At 44.6% G+C, this 15,831-nt stretch carries 15 protein-coding genes; 1 reads left to right on the plus strand and 14 read right to left on the minus strand.

The genetic code is table 11. From position 1 onward, the window contains the following. Positions 1–50 precede the first annotated feature (50 nt). The 9 genes from AC1DPK_RS04020 to pdxR all read right to left on the minus strand — a co-directional run bounded on the left by AC1DPK_RS04020 (position 51) and on the right by pdxR (position 9,364). Positions 51–1,898 carry a glycoside hydrolase family 9 protein gene (locus AC1DPK_RS04020; protein ID WP_477509404.1) on the minus strand — a complete coding sequence of 616 codons (1,848 nt, stop codon included), beginning with the start codon at positions 1,896–1,898 and terminating at the stop codon, positions 51–53. A gap of 30 nt (positions 1,899–1,928) precedes the next feature. Beyond that, positions 1,929–2,624 carry an SDR family oxidoreductase gene (locus tag AC1DPK_RS04025; RefSeq protein ID WP_441879136.1) on the minus strand — a complete coding sequence of 232 codons (696 nt, stop codon included), beginning with the start codon at positions 2,622–2,624 and terminating at the stop codon, positions 1,929–1,931. 58 nt (positions 2,625–2,682) lie between these two features. Beyond that, positions 2,683–3,141, minus strand: a complete 459-nt coding sequence (locus tag AC1DPK_RS04030) for a VOC family protein (protein WP_339207600.1) — start codon at positions 3,139–3,141, stop codon at positions 2,683–2,685. A gap of 249 nt (positions 3,142–3,390) precedes the next feature. Then, on the minus strand, positions 3,391–4,440 hold the full coding sequence (locus tag AC1DPK_RS04035) for a LacI family DNA-binding transcriptional regulator (RefSeq protein ID WP_477509405.1): 1,050 nt from the start codon (positions 4,438–4,440) through the stop codon (positions 3,391–3,393). 169 nt (positions 4,441–4,609) lie between these two features. Further along, positions 4,610–5,812: a GTP-binding protein gene (locus AC1DPK_RS04040; RefSeq protein ID WP_477509467.1), complete on the minus strand. Its 1,203-nt coding sequence runs from the start codon at positions 5,810–5,812 to the stop codon at positions 4,610–4,612. A 525-nt stretch (positions 5,813–6,337) separates the two neighbouring features. Then, positions 6,338–6,901, minus strand: a complete 564-nt coding sequence (locus tag AC1DPK_RS04045; RefSeq protein ID WP_477509406.1) for a hypothetical protein — start codon at positions 6,899–6,901, stop codon at positions 6,338–6,340. A 184-nt stretch (positions 6,902–7,085) separates the two neighbouring features. Then, entirely contained in the window at positions 7,086–7,493 is a 408-nt protein-coding gene (locus AC1DPK_RS04050; protein ID WP_477509407.1) for a VOC family protein, read from the minus strand. After that, positions 7,480–7,869 (minus strand): tautomerase family protein, encoded by a 390-nt coding sequence (locus AC1DPK_RS04055; RefSeq protein WP_339207598.1) that lies wholly within the window; start codon positions 7,867–7,869, stop codon positions 7,480–7,482. The genes AC1DPK_RS04050 and AC1DPK_RS04055 overlap by 14 nt, the downstream gene beginning before the upstream one ends. A gap of 91 nt (positions 7,870–7,960) precedes the next feature. Continuing rightward, positions 7,961–9,364, minus strand: a complete 1,404-nt coding sequence (pdxR, locus tag AC1DPK_RS04060; protein ID WP_477509408.1) for a MocR-like pyridoxine biosynthesis transcription factor PdxR — start codon at positions 9,362–9,364, stop codon at positions 7,961–7,963. A gap of 103 nt (positions 9,365–9,467) precedes the next feature. Between pdxR and AC1DPK_RS04065 the strand changes: the two genes are divergently transcribed. Further along, positions 9,468–10,013: a pyridoxamine 5'-phosphate oxidase family protein gene (locus tag AC1DPK_RS04065; RefSeq protein WP_477509409.1), complete on the plus strand. Its 546-nt coding sequence runs from the start codon at positions 9,468–9,470 to the stop codon at positions 10,011–10,013. 29 nt (positions 10,014–10,042) lie between these two features. On the opposite strand, the gene AC1DPK_RS04070 is transcribed toward AC1DPK_RS04065, so the two are convergent. The 5 genes from AC1DPK_RS04070 to AC1DPK_RS04090 all read right to left on the minus strand — a co-directional run bounded on the left by AC1DPK_RS04070 (position 10,043) and on the right by AC1DPK_RS04090 (position 15,801). Then, complete coding sequence (locus AC1DPK_RS04070) at positions 10,043–10,522, minus strand: GNAT family N-acetyltransferase (protein ID WP_441879151.1); 480 nt, start codon at positions 10,520–10,522, stop codon at positions 10,043–10,045. 120 nt (positions 10,523–10,642) lie between these two features. Beyond that, positions 10,643–12,487, minus strand: coding sequence for a glycoside hydrolase family 127 protein (locus tag AC1DPK_RS04075; RefSeq protein ID WP_477509410.1), 1,845 nt, complete (start codon positions 12,485–12,487; stop codon positions 10,643–10,645). 27 nt (positions 12,488–12,514) lie between these two features. After that, positions 12,515–13,345 carry a carbohydrate ABC transporter permease gene (locus AC1DPK_RS04080; protein WP_076267977.1) on the minus strand — a complete coding sequence of 277 codons (831 nt, stop codon included), beginning with the start codon at positions 13,343–13,345 and terminating at the stop codon, positions 12,515–12,517. Further along, positions 13,342–14,280 (minus strand): carbohydrate ABC transporter permease, encoded by a 939-nt coding sequence (locus AC1DPK_RS04085; RefSeq protein WP_477509411.1) that lies wholly within the window; start codon positions 14,278–14,280, stop codon positions 13,342–13,344. Before AC1DPK_RS04085 ends, AC1DPK_RS04080 begins: the two co-directional genes overlap by 4 nt. Before the next feature lie 84 nt (positions 14,281–14,364). Then, the gene (locus AC1DPK_RS04090; RefSeq protein ID WP_477509412.1) at positions 14,365–15,801 is read right to left on the minus strand and encodes an ABC transporter substrate-binding protein; all 1,437 of its coding nucleotides are present in this window, start codon (positions 15,799–15,801) and stop codon (positions 14,365–14,367) included. Positions 15,802–15,831: the final 30 nt, after the last annotated feature.

Genomic DNA, 15,831 nt, shown 5'->3' on the forward strand with positions numbered 1-15,831 from the left:
TGGTCTATACAGACTTTGCAGGCAGTTCTTTTTTTTATACCCCTATTGAATTACTCATTAACGAAAAAAGAGGCCAATAAAATGACAGGAGCATTATAATCAATCGCGTATTCATTGCTCGAATAAGAACCTCTTACATCCAAATAAGCCATGGCAGGTGCGAGACTATCCTTGACCGCATCCAAATCAGGATCTCCGCCGTAACGATTCGGACCTCCAACGACCAAGCCTGGAATTAATACTCCAGTAGCTGCATTAATGCGGTGATGAGGCTCCAGCGGGTATTGACTGCCTATTCCCGTCACATAACTAAACCCCGTTGCACTGCGGCCAAATACATGATGCAGCTGCTCAAGCGCAGTAGCTCTGAAGCTAGCTTCTTCAGGCTTCATTAGGTTTGCAATCAGAAGGATACAGCCATAAGCAGCTCCGGATTTCACCGATGCCCACGTGTATTCCTCTGCGTTCAATAGGTTGAAATAGCCGTCTGCTTCGGATCTTGCAACAAGCTCCTTCGCTCGATCAATTACTGCTGTACGAATAAGCTCCTTCCACTGCTCATCCGCTTTCTCCGCACGATAGTACGCCCATTGACCAAGCAGCTGGGCATTCGCCCAGTTGACCGCCTGTGGGGAGCTCTTCAACAAATAATCAAACCGACTAGTAAGCACGTCGCTATAGCTGCTATTTCCCGTAGTGCGAAACAGCTCAGCAAGTGCCCACATCCTCTCTTCTGCGTCGGTTTGCTTGCCATATCCGCCAGAGCCGTTATCCTGCATCGGATCCTGCCGGAAAGCAGCGACTTCGTTTGCGCTCAAGTAACTCTGTGCTTTCTCAGCCGCAGCTAACAGTCGATTTGAAAATTTTTCGTCGAAGGGTTTATATATTCGGGACGCCAGCGCTGTTGCACCCGCAAATTGAGCAGTGCCATACGTCGACAAACCAAATACATAACGAGTTTGCGTATCCGTATCTGGTGTAACAAATCCAGTCCATGCGGAGCCGCTCACTTTATGATAAACCGCACCGTCTGCACGCTGCATGCGCAGCATCCATTCCAGCTCATAACGCACCTCTTCCAAAATATCAGGAAGCGAGGAATTCGCATTCTTTAACCCTTCAGGAAGCTTAAGCTGTCCCGCAGGAAATGCTTCTGGATTGAGATCATAAGCGAGCAGCAGCTGAGCAACTGTAACAGCTGCTGGAGGTATGTATTTCCCATAATCACCCGCGTCGTACCAGCCGCCAGATACATCAATGAGATCACCTTTATGCGATACTCCATCATCAAAGAAGATCTCTGCTTGCGCATCTTGTAAATGTCCTGCTGTCTGCTTCAGCTTCGTAATCGGATCGTCGATCGTTACGCCCGAACGCTGCAATGTATAAGATCTGAGCAGCGCAGCGAGCGCATCATCATATGGAGCATCTCCAATGACAAAAGGGTAAGAACTGCCCGCCCCAGCGACTAGCAGCTTATATTCTCCAGCCGTTTGGAAGCTGGAGAAATCCGCTCTTCTTATTGTCTTTTGTGATGCTGCATCCGCAAGCGGCTCAGATAAGCTGCCCGTAAACATCGTGTTGCCATTGCTGTCTACTAACGAGAATTCCGCTTCGCTTGGCAACTCACCCTCCACGATGGCAAACTTCGCATGCGCTGTTCCATAGCCAACCTGATCCACCTTCACTTGCATTCCTTGCTTAATTTCTGGCTGCGAGTCAGGTTCCGTTGCAATTGGCAATTCAGCATTGTTTATTGGAGCATTTCCTTGTTCCTGCTGCTTATTCAATGTATTCCCGCCTTCTGACCCTGATAACAGTCGAAATGATATCGTCACGACTAACAAAAGAGTAATGATTCCGCCTATGACATACAAAGTACGTCTGCGTATGCTCATCAGCCACCGCCAATTTTATTTTGTTCTGCCTTACAGATTCATAGGAGCGCCGTTATGATCAATAAAAAGCGCATCTGCTTCCGTTTTCCGCTCGACGATGTTCAAGATGCCAGCTGCAGATACTGTCGCATCTCCAGGTGCTTGCTCGCCTCCCATATCTGTTCTAATCCAGCCGGGATGAAGTGCATGAACAACAATGCCTTGCGGTGCAAGCTCATTCCGCAGCTGTGCCGAGAACATGTTCAGAGCAGACTTTGACAGCGCATACGAATAGTCGCCGCCATAAGCGCCTGTAAAGCTTCCTGCTTCCGAGCTAATATTAATGATGCTTTGCCGCTCTCCTTGACGAAGCATAGGCAAAAAATGCTTGAGCACGACGATCGGCCCAAAAAGATTAGTCTGGAACGATTGCTCTACTTGCTCCAAGTCGAGCTGCTCCAGCTTCTGATCCCGTCCCAGCAATATCGCTGCACTGTTTATAACCGCATCCAGACTGCGTACTCGGTTTTCCGCTTGCTCGGAAGCGTAGCGAACCGAATTCTCATCCGCAACATCAAGCGGCAGGATCGTTACTTGATCCGGAAATTTTGTGAGCAGCTCTTGCAAGCCCTCTGCGGATGATCCCGGGCTGCGAACCCCAGCTAACACATAATGCCCTCGTTCGCACGCTTCACTAGCAATCGCTAAGCCAAGACCTCGATTGGCGCCTGTAATTAATATGTTCATACCGCTCATTCCTCCTGTTCATTCATCACCTATATTGGGAAACTCGTTATCGCATTATTTACTTTTTATCGTTTTCCAGCAGCTCCAGCATGATCTTCAAATTTTTAAAAGTATCCATATAAGCGTATCGTCCGCCGGTATACTCTCCCTTTTGAACCAATGCCATTCCGTTTTTCTCCATGGATGCTACAATTTCTTTCATGCCGTCAACGACGAACGCGATGTGATGCGGGCCTTCACCATGCTTGTCGAGATGCTCTCTCCACGTACTAGGATGTTCATCCGGCTCGATAAGCTCAAGCTGCAAGGAACCCATATCAAAAAAAGCAAGCTTGGCGCGAGCCACTGACGATTCACCATTGTATTCCGTTTGTGCTTTATCCACCGTGTCTGTCCAAAACCAATTCGGCTTTTCAATTCCAAAAAAATCGGCATACGCCTGCGACGTTGTATCAATATCATGAACTAATAATCCAATTTGAGTTACTGTACGTGTTCCAATCAAGTTTTTATCCATGCCCGTTTCCCCCTGTAGGTTGATTTTATCGTTATAAGTGCTGTAAAAGCCGTGTAATCACTATTCAATATCTGGATACTCCAATTCATTGAAATTCCTTCACCTACATCCGCATTCCCCCTCTCACAAAGCTACAACATGTGAACGCGCGTTCATTTGAAAGTAAAAAATAATGTGCAGTTCAAACCTGACATTAGAAGCCATTATGCAAATCATAACGACCTCTAACTACGTAGGTCTTGGTCTTAACTATGAATCTTCCCTTGCCCTTTGACAGGAATCACGGACAACAAGCTCCGTGCTTGCCGCAACCGGCTGATAGTCGCCCGAACCATTCTCAATGCTGGAGATCAAGGTTTTCGTTAATTTGTCCATCATGTCTGCAAAATCAACCCGAATCGTCGTTAATGCCGGACTGGAATGTGCACTCAATATATGGTCATCAAAACCTATGATCGATACATCCTGCGGCACACGAATACCGGATTCCTTCAATGCTCGAATAGCTCCGAATGCAACGCTGTCGTTTGCCGCAAATATCGCTGTCGGCAGCTCCATCTTGGATTTCATAAATTCCTTAATAGCCATGTAGCCGCTTGATTCGTTAAAATCTCCCGGCAGCATCCACTGCTGCACGAGCGGTAATTGATGCCTTGCCATTGCTGCTTGAAAGCCGCGCCACTTGGATGGTCCGGAGTATCTATTCATATCTCCGTTAATCATGCCAATTCGCTCATGGCCCAAGCTGACTAAATAATCAATCGCTTGCCCTACACCCGTTTCGTTGTCAAAGTTGAACACAATACGATTGGATTCGGTCCGTCCTGGCAAGTGCTGATCTACGATTGCCACCATAAATCCTTCGGCTATAAGTTCTTCAATAAGCGGTTCATGATTAGCTGCTCCAATGAACACGCCTCCATCGATTCTGCGCTGATAGAAGCTCTCCTTAATCGTACGAGCCTCATTCTGATCTTTCATATCGTGAACGATATGAGTCAGCACATAATATCCATGCGAAGAAGCGTTTTCAATAACCCGGGCAAGCAGCAAGCTTGAAATGCTGTCGCCGGATACTCGCCCGGAATCGGCCATAAACAAACCAATCGTTCGCGTGCGTTTGCCTGCCAGCACCTGCGCGGATAGATTAGGGTAATAATTGTATTGCTGAATGACCTTTAATACCTTTTGCTTCGTCTGCTCAGGAACATTCGCATAATTGTTAATAACACGGCTGACCGTGCTTCTGGAAACACCTGCTAGCTTAGCAATTTCCGTACTATTAATTTCCTTGCTCAATCCTAGTCCCTCTTTCCGTAAACACGCGTTTATGAAAATATGGTACCAATGTTCCGAAGCGCTGTCAATTCATAATTGCAAGCTGCTTTAAAGATATTAAAATAGAAGCAGCCTCAAAGGTTTCCCTGAGGCTGCTTCTTATATAAATACAACACTGACAGCCGAAATATCAGTACATCTGATCATTCATCGCATTCGGAAATTCATCAATAAACACGTTCCAGTCAAGCGGCAGCTCCTCGTCTCTCAGCAAGCAGTGGTCGAGCGAATCGGTCAGCTGCTTACGATTCATCGCGATGCCGATAAGTACAAACTTATTAACACGATCACCATATTCCTCGTGCCATACGTTTGCCAGCTCTGGGTCTTCGAGCAGTAATTCTTCTCGTTCCGCATCCGGCAATGCAGCAGCCCATAAACCAGCCGGTCCAAACTGTATGGAAGGCCCTGCTTGGCTCAAGCTTTGTGCATACGCGCTACGAGTCGCAAGCCATACAATACCTTTGGCTCGAACGACTTCCTCTGGCCAGCGCTCCATCCAAGCTTTAAGACGCTGCGGATGAAATGGCTTCGCACGTTCGTATACGAAGGAGGATATGCCGTACTCTTCCGTTTCAGGTGTATGTGATGGAGCTTCCAATTCCTTAATCCACCCTGCTGAACGACTAGCTTCGTCAAAATTAAACAACGACGTATTTAAAATTTCTTTCGGATTAACTTCGCCTTTGGAAGTACGAATAAACTTGGCGCGCGGCTGCATGGTCCGGAGAACCCCTTCTAGTTCCGCCAATTCCTCATCATCAACAAGATCACATTTGTTCAAAATAAGCACATCGCAAAACTCGATCTGATCAATCAACAAATCAACTACCTCGCGTGTATCGTCTTCGCCAACGGCTTGACTGCGATCAAGCAATGTTTCACCTGATGCGTAATCATGCCAGAAGCGATAAGCATCAACAACCGTTACCATACAATCCAGCCTGCAATATTGTGTTAAATCAATCCCTTGCTCTTCATCGATATAGGAGAAGGTCTGAGCTACGGGAACAGGCTCACCAACACCCGTTGATTCAATCAGAATATAATCAAAGCGATTTTCTTTCGCTAAGCTCTCTACTTCCTTAAGCAAATCTTCCCTAAGCGTGCAGCAAATACAGCCATTGGACATTTCGACAAGCTTTTCTTCTGTCCGTGACAAGCCGCCCCCATCTTTAATAAGACTAGCGTCTATATTCAATTCACTCAAATCATTTACGATAACAGCGACTTTCAAGCCATCGCGATTATGTAGGATATGATTCATAATCGTCGTCTTGCCAGCACCCAAATATCCGCTCAATACAGTTACAGGCAGTTTTTTAACAGTCATCATTGGCACCTCCAATTAATTTAAGCTTTCGATTAAACGTAATAATTACGATTATATAGCAAATAAAAAAAGCGAATTCAATTAATAGTAATCATTACGCTTAATGAGTATAACGATATCTCGCTCACTCGTCAAGATCGTATTCATTACAATTAAACAACTATGCTTTTTGTCCCATTTATCTTTTTTCCATGAAAACCAAACTTAATTGAGCATTGATTAATTTTGTTCGGAATATCTCATATCCTGCTATTTTATAAAGTTGAATGTATTATTTCCCCCATCCGAATACCATCTATATCCGTATTATCATTTAACACGACTAGTTTATTGCTGTTCGGCTCCAATAGCTTGAAAATTTGCATCTTTTCCTTCTTTTTATGATTATGGTTCCACACGTACATTCTCATAAAGATTTGTTTGTAATTCTCTTTTTCAAATCCAAGCTTCTGTACAATAAATCTTTTTGCACGAATGCACACAAGAGAGTCTCCCTACTTTATTCAAGTTCATTCTCTCTAATCTTCAGTCATATCCGCCTTCTGCTTCTGGCAGTTTCTGATAGGCTTCCTTCCCTGCAACGATTTGATGAATGAACTGTCGCAGTTCCAGCAACTGCTTCGCATCCTTTGTTAACTCGCAATATTTCTCGGTCCAAGTAAATGTCTTGGATTCCCCGTTTATACTAACTTCCCAGCTGTCTTCCCCGTAAGGAGTCCGTTCACACCCTATAGCAGCAGGCTTTAAGTTTTTTGTTCCCACTATATTTATTTCTCTCATTTTCTCATAAATGCTGCGCATCTCTTCTGTCGTAAACGCAATTTTTGCAGATGCAGTCCCGTTCATCACTAAATCCTTTGTAGCCGTATCTAGGAAAGTATTAATTTCGTTTTTGTTCACTTCGCTGTATCCGTAACGCACCATGAAATCAAAATCACTCGGCATTTCTTTAGGCATATTGTTTGATTCTATAACGATATCATTTGTTGGTTGATGCTGATCAACCGTGTTTATCCCTGCACTCGTCCCCTTGCTGCAACCACTTGCGATAACTGCAAATAGGAGTAAAACTGAGCATAAACGTTTCATTTTAATGCCCCCCAATTGAATTTATGCAATGTTAAAGACGTAATTGGGAGATATTAGTTGCATCTATCCCTCTCGTTCCTTTGTGAAATTATACATATCCTCGCACCTCGCTAAGTGTATGATCATTATACAAAAAAAGCCGATGACCCCTTTGCTTTGGATTCATCGACCTATTATCATTTGTCTATTCAAACAGTCGTTTGCCGATCTCCCAATGATAGCCAAACGGATCCGCTACACGACCAATACGCCAGCCATGTTCTTCATTTATAGGTGCAATTTCTGTTGCTCCCGCAGCGATAGCCAATTCGAATAAGGCATCGGGGTCGTTGACCGTGATAACCATCCGGAAGAAGCCACGACCTACCATTGCGGGTATAGCGGCAGCCTCTTCTTGAATCCAAAAATTCGCTCCTCTAACGGAAAGCTCAGCAATAGCTATATTCCCGTCTCCGTCCTCTAACCGATAAAGCTCGACTGCACTAAATGCCGCTTTATAAAACTTTATTGCCTCGGCCGCATTGTTGACCGACAGCCACGGTGCAATACTAGCCTCAGAAGAATCTAATCTGCGCGCGCTACACATTAACATTATAGGAGAGCTGCAGTTCATCCCCTGGCAGGCCGCGAATGCCCCAGTTATATTTTGGAGTTTCAAAAATTGTTATTTCGATATCTTCAGGAGAAATATGCAATTGTGCTTGAATGTGATCAAAGAGCGAACGAATAAGCTGTTTTTTGGAATCGATGGAACGACCTTCAAATACGCTTATTTCGATAATCGTATACGCCTCGGTTCGTCCAGGAGCGTAATAAAAATCTTCTTTCTCCATTGCGAAAAAACGATGAAACTTCTTATCGAGCGGCATTTTAAATACATCCACTACACAGGAATGAATAACTTCTGATAATTGCTGTTTTATCGGATTTAATTGATCCTTAAGTCCAAAAACTTTCACCTGAGCCATTCTACTAATCTCACCTTTCTAATTCCAATGGTTGTTAGTGTAATCTTGTATTTTTAGTAAAATTATAGCACATGCAATTAGAATAAATCTCCTATGCTGAGCCAAACCAAGCATGGCTTAGCAGACGAATGCCTTCTTCAATATCATCCTCACTCATTCCGCCAAATCCAAGCCATACAAAGGATGCCGGACAGCGCTCACTATCCATCCAATGTACATTCGGAGAATACACTTTTACCCCATTTTCTGCTGCCCGTTCGATCAGCTGGCCGCTTTCTCTGTCCTTAACATCAAGCAGCAAATGCAGTCCTGATTTGCTCCCAATGATACTTACACGATCACCCATATACAGTGATATCGCAGTAACTAAAGCTTTATGCTTCGCTTGATACAGTCTTCTCATTTTGCGTATATGCCCAGCAAAATGTCCGCGATTCATAAACAAAAACACGGCCTGCTGAATGATAGGTGATGCAGGCTGACTGTAAACGGAAAATATCTCATCCCGCTTTTCCAGCATGTTTGTTGGCAAGACGATATAGCTTAATCGGGCCGCAGGCAAAAACGATTTCGAAAATGTCCCCAAATAAACGACACGTTCTCCTGAGTCCAATGCTTTAAGAGAGGGAATCGGCTGGCCAACATATCGGAACTCACTATCGTAATCATCCTCGATAATGACAGCGTCGTTTTGGTTTGCCCACTGAAGCAGCTTCATTCGTTTCTGTACTGACATCACCATGCCTAATGGAAATTGATGTGATGGTGTCACATACACTGCGTTGACATTGCTTGTTTGCAGCTCTTCTATGTTCAAGCCATCAGAATCGACCGAAATGGGCGTAATTTCGCAGCCATGATTTTTAAAAATCGTTCGAACGCCATTATAGCCGGGTTCTTCCATAGCTATGTTTTGCCCCCCTAGAGACAAAAACTGCAATAACATGCTTACGGCATGTTGTGTTCCTGAACAAATGATAATTTGATTGGAGCTGCACGATACTCCGCGAGATTGAAATACGTATTTTGCAATTTCTTCCCTAAGCTCCTCTTCTCCTTGTGGATGTCCATAACCCAATATTCGATAAGGGTCACCATTTAAACCATCCGACAAACATTTTTTCCATATCTTCATCGGGAAGCGATGCCATTCAATATCACCATAGTTAAAATCATACCGATACCTTTTCCAATTAACATCTTTAGTGGAACTTACTTGAACTGAATCTCGATTTGTATTCACATCCTCTAACGGCAGCACTCTTATTCCATTACGACTTTTACTATCCACATACCCTTCTGCAAGCAGCTGCTGATAAGCAGCTTCTACAGTGTTTTTGCTAATCTTCAAATAGTGCGCCAACTCACGAATCGATGGAAGCTTAGTACCTTCAGCCATTGATCCAGATTCAATTTGATTCTTAATATACGTATACAGCTGCGAGTATAAAGGATGTTTTCCCTGCTTATCGAGTAAAGGAGTAATCTCAATCATATGCAGCACCTGACCCCATGAAATATTCGGAATCTGCCCCTTTTCACAGGGACAATTGTTCATTATTATTACATTATCATAAAGACAAAGGGTGTGCCTAAATATGTTTCCTGTAAGATTACAGAAAAGAGAGTGTACTGATCAGGGCAAGATTCAAACCTTTTTGTTAAACGCAAAAACAGGATTCCTTGGCCTATCTGCCGCTGGAATCCCTTACGTTGTTCCGTTAAATTTCACTTGGCTGAACGACACGGTTTATTTTCATGGTGCTGCTGAAGGGCGGAAAATCTCCTATATCGAGCAAAATCCTGAAGCTTGTTTTACCGTGAGCGAAGAATATGGAACATTAACTGACCCCGTACCTGCTCATACCGACACCTCTTATATGAGCGTTATGGTTTCTGGGAAAATACAGTTTGTTAATGAAATAGACGAGGCTGCAAAAGCTATGCAAAGCATGCTGGACAAATATGTGCCTGGCTACTATAAACAACCGTTGTCCAAATCGCATTTCGAAAAATATGAATCTTCCTTGGGGAGTAAAACTAAAGTATTTAAATTAATAGCTGCTTCCATCTCTGCAAAAGAAAACGAGAAGATAGAGAGCGCTATGTTTTATCCAGGTAAAACGGTACACAACGATTTGTAATAACGGTTAGACAACTAAAGAAATCATCATTACCGATGAGCAATCGTCAATTGGAACTTTTGCCTTGAACCGCCTTCGGGACCGTTTGGAATCGATTCCTCCAAGGGAATGAAACCAAATTTCTCATAAAGGCGCCTTGCAGGCATCCCGTCTGGAATATCGTCGCCAAATGTTGTGACTGCTATTTCTGAAGGAACATCTATAAGCGCTAGAACATGATTCAGCAATGCCGATGCCACGCCTTTATTTCTTGCTTTAGCGGAGACAGACAACCAACCGATTTTGTAGCTTGGGGCGTTAGATGTAGAAAGCAATAGTCCCCCTAACAGGCTGCACCCTGGCGAACCATCATATTCCCGCACGCAGAACGCGCGATTTTGATGTATATTTCTCTCTAGTGCCAGAACAAAGTTTGGATCATCTACCATTGGGCCAAAGAGGTACTCCACCTCAGCAGCCAGCTCTAACCATCCATTTAGATCTTCTAATGTTGCGTTTACGACATTCATTTATTATGTCTCCCTTTAACTGCTTCCTGAACAAAAAACCGAAAGATAGACACTTTATAAAAAAGCGTCTTGTCTCTCGGATTTTTGCTTATCTATCTATTTCATTTTAAAGCATTCTGCTTAATAACGATATAAGTGACGATCTTCTTTTTCACGAATCCATACCTGCATGAAGCCCGCATCTCGGTTATCCCATGCATAATAAGGAATAAATAAACAAGCGCTGCCTTCAGCCACTTTTCCTTTCAGAACAGTCACGCCGCCAAGCCATTCTGCTCGGTGCTCAATGAATAGCGGGTCATGTGCTGCAAGAGAAAATTCATCGTAGGATAACTCCATATTATCAGTCTGCTCCATGCAGTACACCACAGGTCCGCGCTGCAGAGCTATTCTTCCAATGTTAGCCTCCACCTCCGGCCGTGACCGAATAACTTCAACCGGCATATCCAGCTCTAATACAATGGAGTCTCCCGGTGTCCAGCAGCGATTCAATACGAGATAACCATTTTCGATCTTTCCTTCCGATGGCTGCGGGTGCTCCCCTAGAAGCGATAGCTTATATCCTCTGCACCAGCCAGGAACACGAAGCCGGATCTCGAACGTTTCCGCTTGATCCAAGCTTACCGCAACTTCGATTTTTCCATCCCAAGGGTACGCGGTTGTCTGCTTAAGTTTGACGGTTGTCCCACTTTTTATTTCCAAAGCAGTTTCCCCGTTCATGTATTGATTGACGACTACTCCAGCATCCTTAGCAGCATAAGCATATTGTCCAATGGATGGTAAAAATCTAACTAGGTTAGTCGGGCAGCAAGAAGTGCCAAACCAATCCACGCGGTGATGCTCGCCATTTGATGCAAGCGGATTGACGTAGAAAAATTTGTCGCCAGACAACGAGATTCCGGCTAAAGCGCCATTGTACATTTCCCGCTCTACAACATCGGCATATTTGGCATCGCCAAACAACAAGTTCATCCGGTGATTCCAAAAAACCATAGCGATCGCCGCACAGGTCTCGCAATAAGCCGAATCATTCGGCAAATCGTAATCATGTGTAAAGCCTTCATTATGCTGAGACGGCCCGATGCCGCCTGTCACATACATATTCCTTTCAACCGTATGCGACCAAACGCGGTGCAGCGCATCAATATACGTCGGATCACCGGAAGCATGCACGACATCAGCCATCGCGGTGTACAAATACATCGCTCGTACAGCATGTCCTGTTACCTTCTCGATATCTCGAACAGGTACATCATCCTGGCAGTACGCAGGGCCCCATTCCTCTTTGTCCCAAATGGCACCTTTACCATGACCATGACCACGTTCTTCAAGCAGCCAAAGCGCCAGCTTCCAATAACGATCCTCGTTGGTCGTGCGGTAAAGCTTCACAAGCGCAAGCTCAATCTCCTCATGCCCCTCCACCCAGTGCCGCTTGCCAGGGCCAAATACGCGATCATAATGATCAGCCATTTTGCATGCTACATCCAGCAGCTTCCGCTTGCCTGTCGCTTCGAAATAAGCAACCGCTGCTTCAATCAGATGGCCGCCATTATACATCTCGTGTTTTTCCATATCCGACCATTTGAGATCAGGCGCTTCAAGCGTGTAATAAGTACTTAAATATCCATCCGCTTCCTGCGCCGCAGCTATGAGATCAATAATGCGATCGATCTCTGCTTCCAGTACTGGATCACGATCCGTCATAAGTGCATAAGCGGCACCTTCAAGCACCTTATACACATCGGAGTCGTTATAATACATCCCTTCAAATTTGCCTTCCAGCAGTCCGCCTGCTATTGCAAAATTGTCAATTCGGCCTGTCTCCTCGCATTTGACTAAACATGCCTTCATCGTAATATTTTTGATAACTTCCAGCCGCGGCCTCCAGAAAGCATCATCGATCTCAACTTTCGTAAAGGGCACGTTTTGCCAGCCTTTTATCGCCTTCGTTTCCGTTAATGTCATGTCTAACCATCCTTTCATCGCTAATTGTTATCCTTTCAATCCCGTTAACGTAATGCCTTCCAGAAAATAACGCTGGCCGATTAAAAATACGAGCACGCAGGGCATAACGACAGTTGCTGAAGCCGCCATGAGCAAATCCCATTGCGCTGTATAGCTGCCTTGAAACATTTGCAAGCCAAGTGCTAGCGTAAAGCGGCTGTCACTCTTCAAATAGATAAGCGGCCCCATAAAGTCATTCCATGAACCTAAGAAGGTAAATAGCGCAACGACGATAACAGCCGAACGGCTAAGCGGCATAAGAATACGCCAGTAAATTTGAAAATAATTAGCCCCGTCCACAAAAGCAGCCTCGTCAAAGTCACGCGGAATCGTCATGTAGAATTGGCGCAGCAGGAAGATATTAAAGATACCTCCGCCAAAGAACGCCGGTACGATAAGGGGATAGAACGTATCATAGAAGCCCAGCGTTTTCCATCCGAGAAAGCTCGGAATTAACGTAACCGCAGCAGGCAGCATCATGCTGGTCATGAGGATTGCAAAAATGGTGTCTCTGCCTTTCCACTGAATACGAGAGAAACCAAAGGCTGCGATCGTACTCGTCAGCACAGTTCCGATAATAACGCTGAACACAATAATAAGCGTATTTTTGAAAAATTGTCCGAAAGGCAGCACAGTAAGTGCTCTCTCGTAGTTATCCCATTTAAAAGGATTTGGAATCCATTCCGGCGGCATAACGAAAATTTGCGACAAATCCATCACTGAGCTTCGAATCAGCCAAACGAACGGAATGATAAACATAACTGAAATAATAATAAGGGCCGCATAACCTGCTGTCAGCTTGAGTTTGGACTCTCTCATGATTTTTCCCCCTCGTAGTAAACCCAAGATTTCGAGGTTTTGAATACGATAAACGTAAAGAACAAAATAATGATAAATAGAATCCATGCCAGGGCAGATGCATAACCCATCTCTGTATCACGGAATGCTGTACTCCACAAATAAAACACGAAAAATAAACTTTTATTATTAGGCCCGCCCTGTGTCAAAATGTAGGCTTCGCTAAACACCTGGAAAGAACCGATAATCGTCATGATGGTATTAAAGAAAATTGTTGGCGTTACCATCGGGATCGTAATATGGCGCAGCTTATGCATCCATCCTCCGCCATCGACATCAATGGCTTCATAGTACTGCTTCGGAATACCCGAAAGCCCCGCTAGAAAAATAATGACCGTGCCGCCTATTCCCCAAAGCGTCGTTAAGACAACAGATGGAATAACACTGCTCTCGCCAAACAACCAGTTGCTTGTCGGCAAATGAAGCCATGCGAGCACCGTATTGACTAAACCAAGGTCTGGATTAAGCAGCCACAGCCATATCATGGACGATGCAACCGCTGGAACGATACTTGGTAAATAAATAATGGTGCGGAACAACGATCTACCCTTTACATTCATATTAAGGAGCAGCGCCAGCAGAAAAGAGATGATGATGACGGCAGGTACCCGCAGAATAACAAAATAGAAGGTAACGCCTAGTGATTTATAAAATAAATCATCTTCACCTGAGAAAAGCTTGGCGTAATTATCGAAACCAATAAATGAGGTTGTATCTTTGAACACGCTATAATCGGTTAAACTGAGCACCAAACTAGCAATCATAGGTCCGAGCGTAAATATGATGAAGCCTAGTATGGCAGGAGCTGTAAACAATAACCCGTAGAATAACGCCTTACGCTCTCTTATGCGACTTTTTTTACTGGCTGCTGGAATGGTTTGCGCAGGAATATCCATGCCCATACTTGCCTCCTATCCTAAGAAGACGGCGGTCTTCAGGAAGAACGCCGTCAATCTGACTATAGTTCTTTCTTTAAATGATTATTGTACATCACGACGTCCTTGAACCTGTGCTTGTGCTTTCGCAGCGATAGAATCCATTGCCTCTTGAGCGGTTTGCTGGCCTAACCAAACTTTATCGAGTGCTGGATTAACGATATCCATAATTTTATTAAAGTTTTTCACATAAGCGGTTGGTGTTGCATGGCTGTTGCTCAATACCATCTCRACGACCGCATCTTTGTAGCCCGATGGGCGAGAAGGCAGGTTTTCAGTCCATCTGGTTAGGTAAGATTCATCCGTGTACCACTCTTTATGAGATGGCATCCAAGTGCCGGCAGTTAGCAGCTCGATTGAAGCTTCTGGATCAATCAGCGCCTTCAAGAGCTCCCATGCTTCCTCCGGATGTTTCGTTGATTTAAACATCGAAAACATGCCAGAAACGACAGTCGTCATCGGCTGTTTCATCACGGGAAGCACGCCAACGTTAAAATTGAATTTGGATTGTGCCAGGCTTGTGCTTGCCCATTGACCATCAAATGCCATCGCTACTTTTTTGGTTTGCAGCGCAACGTTGGTGCCTGGTATATTTTTCGCTTGAACAGGTGACGGTGCTACATGATGAACATTAATAAGATCGGAAATCTTCTGAATAGCTTCTACAGCTTCTGGCTGGTTCAGAGCAAAGGTTTTGCCGTCCTCAGACAAGAAGTCTCCGCCATTTGAATAGATGAAGTTGCTGTATGCGCCCCACCAAGTTGGTACGTTGACTCCGAATTGTTTAATATTTTTAGGATCAAAGCCTTCTTCTGTCGCATTCTTGCCTTTGTTGTCCATCGTAAGTTTCTTCGAAACCTCTACGAACTGATCCCATGTCCACGCTTCAGAAGCTTTGGCTGGCGGAGGTGTTAAGCCTGCATCCTTAAATACATCTTCGTTATAAAATAAAGCAAAAGATTCTGGGCCAGGCGCAATACCGACTACATTGCCTGGCTCCGAGGAATACATAATGTTAGGAACGAGCCTATCCACAGTCAACTCCGTATCCTTATCAAGGAAATCCTGAAGGTTGACGAACTTGCCTTCTTCCGCTAAAGGAAAAGCGATCGTGCTGGACTCCATCATGGCAATGTCCGGCTCATCGTTTCCAGCTACCATGGTCGTTAATTTCGTATCGTAATCCGCTGAAATGGCTTGGAAATCAACCTTAATATTGGTATGCTTAGCCTCAAAACTAGCGACTGCTTTCTTAAATGCTGCGATCTCATCAGGTGCGCCCCAAGCGGTAAGACGCAGTTTGATCGGATCTTTGGATACATTTTCACCGCTGCCCGTATTTTCGGTGTTGCTTGAGCCATTCGTTGCCCCAGCCTGAGAATTTTTGTTACCCGAATCAGACTTCGTGCAAGCCGATAATACGCTGATTGCCATAAGCAGCACAACTAAGAGAACGGAAACCGATTTCCATTGTCTTCTCATATTCGTAACGAGCCCCTTTCATTTATCCAT

It is taken from the genome of Paenibacillus sp. 01T424, assembly GCF_056398745.1.

Bases quoted from the DNA above. Each gene is read 5' to 3' on its own strand.
- AC1DPK_RS04030 (WP_339207600.1), bottom strand. From the start codon at position 3,141: ATGGATAAAAACTTGATTGGAACACGTACAGTAACTCAAATTGGATTA.
- AC1DPK_RS04045 (WP_477509406.1), bottom strand. From the start codon at position 6,901: ATGAAACGTTTATGCTCAGTTTTACTCCTATTTGCAGTTATCGCAAGT.
- AC1DPK_RS04085 (WP_477509411.1), bottom strand. From the start codon at position 14,280: ATGGATATTCCTGCGCAAACCATTCCAGCAGCCAGTAAAAAAAGTCGC.
- AC1DPK_RS04065 (WP_477509409.1), top strand. From the start codon at position 9,468: ATGTTTCCTGTAAGATTACAGAAAAGAGAGTGTACTGATCAGGGCAAG.
- AC1DPK_RS04055 (WP_339207598.1), bottom strand. From the start codon at position 7,869: ATGGCTCAGGTGAAAGTTTTTGGACTTAAGGATCAATTAAATCCGATA.
- AC1DPK_RS04050 (WP_477509407.1), bottom strand. From the start codon at position 7,493: ATGTTAATGTGTAGCGCGCGCAGATTAGATTCTTCTGAGGCTAGTATT.
- AC1DPK_RS04040 (WP_477509467.1), bottom strand. From the start codon at position 5,812: ATGACTGTTAAAAAACTGCCTGTAACTGTATTGAGCGGATATTTGGGT.
- AC1DPK_RS04025 (WP_441879136.1), bottom strand. From the start codon at position 2,624: ATGAACATATTAATTACAGGCGCCAATCGAGGTCTTGGCTTAGCGATT.
- pdxR (WP_477509408.1), bottom strand. From the start codon at position 9,364: ATGATTGAGATTACTCCTTTACTCGATAAGCAGGGAAAACATCCTTTA.
- AC1DPK_RS04080 (WP_076267977.1), bottom strand. From the start codon at position 13,345: ATGAGAGAGTCCAAACTCAAGCTGACAGCAGGTTATGCGGCCCTTATT.
- AC1DPK_RS04020 (WP_477509404.1), bottom strand. From the start codon at position 1,898: ATGAGCATACGCAGACGTACTTTGTATGTCATAGGCGGAATCATTACT.
- AC1DPK_RS04070 (WP_441879151.1), bottom strand. From the start codon at position 10,522: ATGAATGTCGTAAACGCAACATTAGAAGATCTAAATGGATGGTTAGAG.
- AC1DPK_RS04075 (WP_477509410.1), bottom strand. From the start codon at position 12,487: ATGACATTAACGGAAACGAAGGCGATAAAAGGCTGGCAAAACGTGCCC.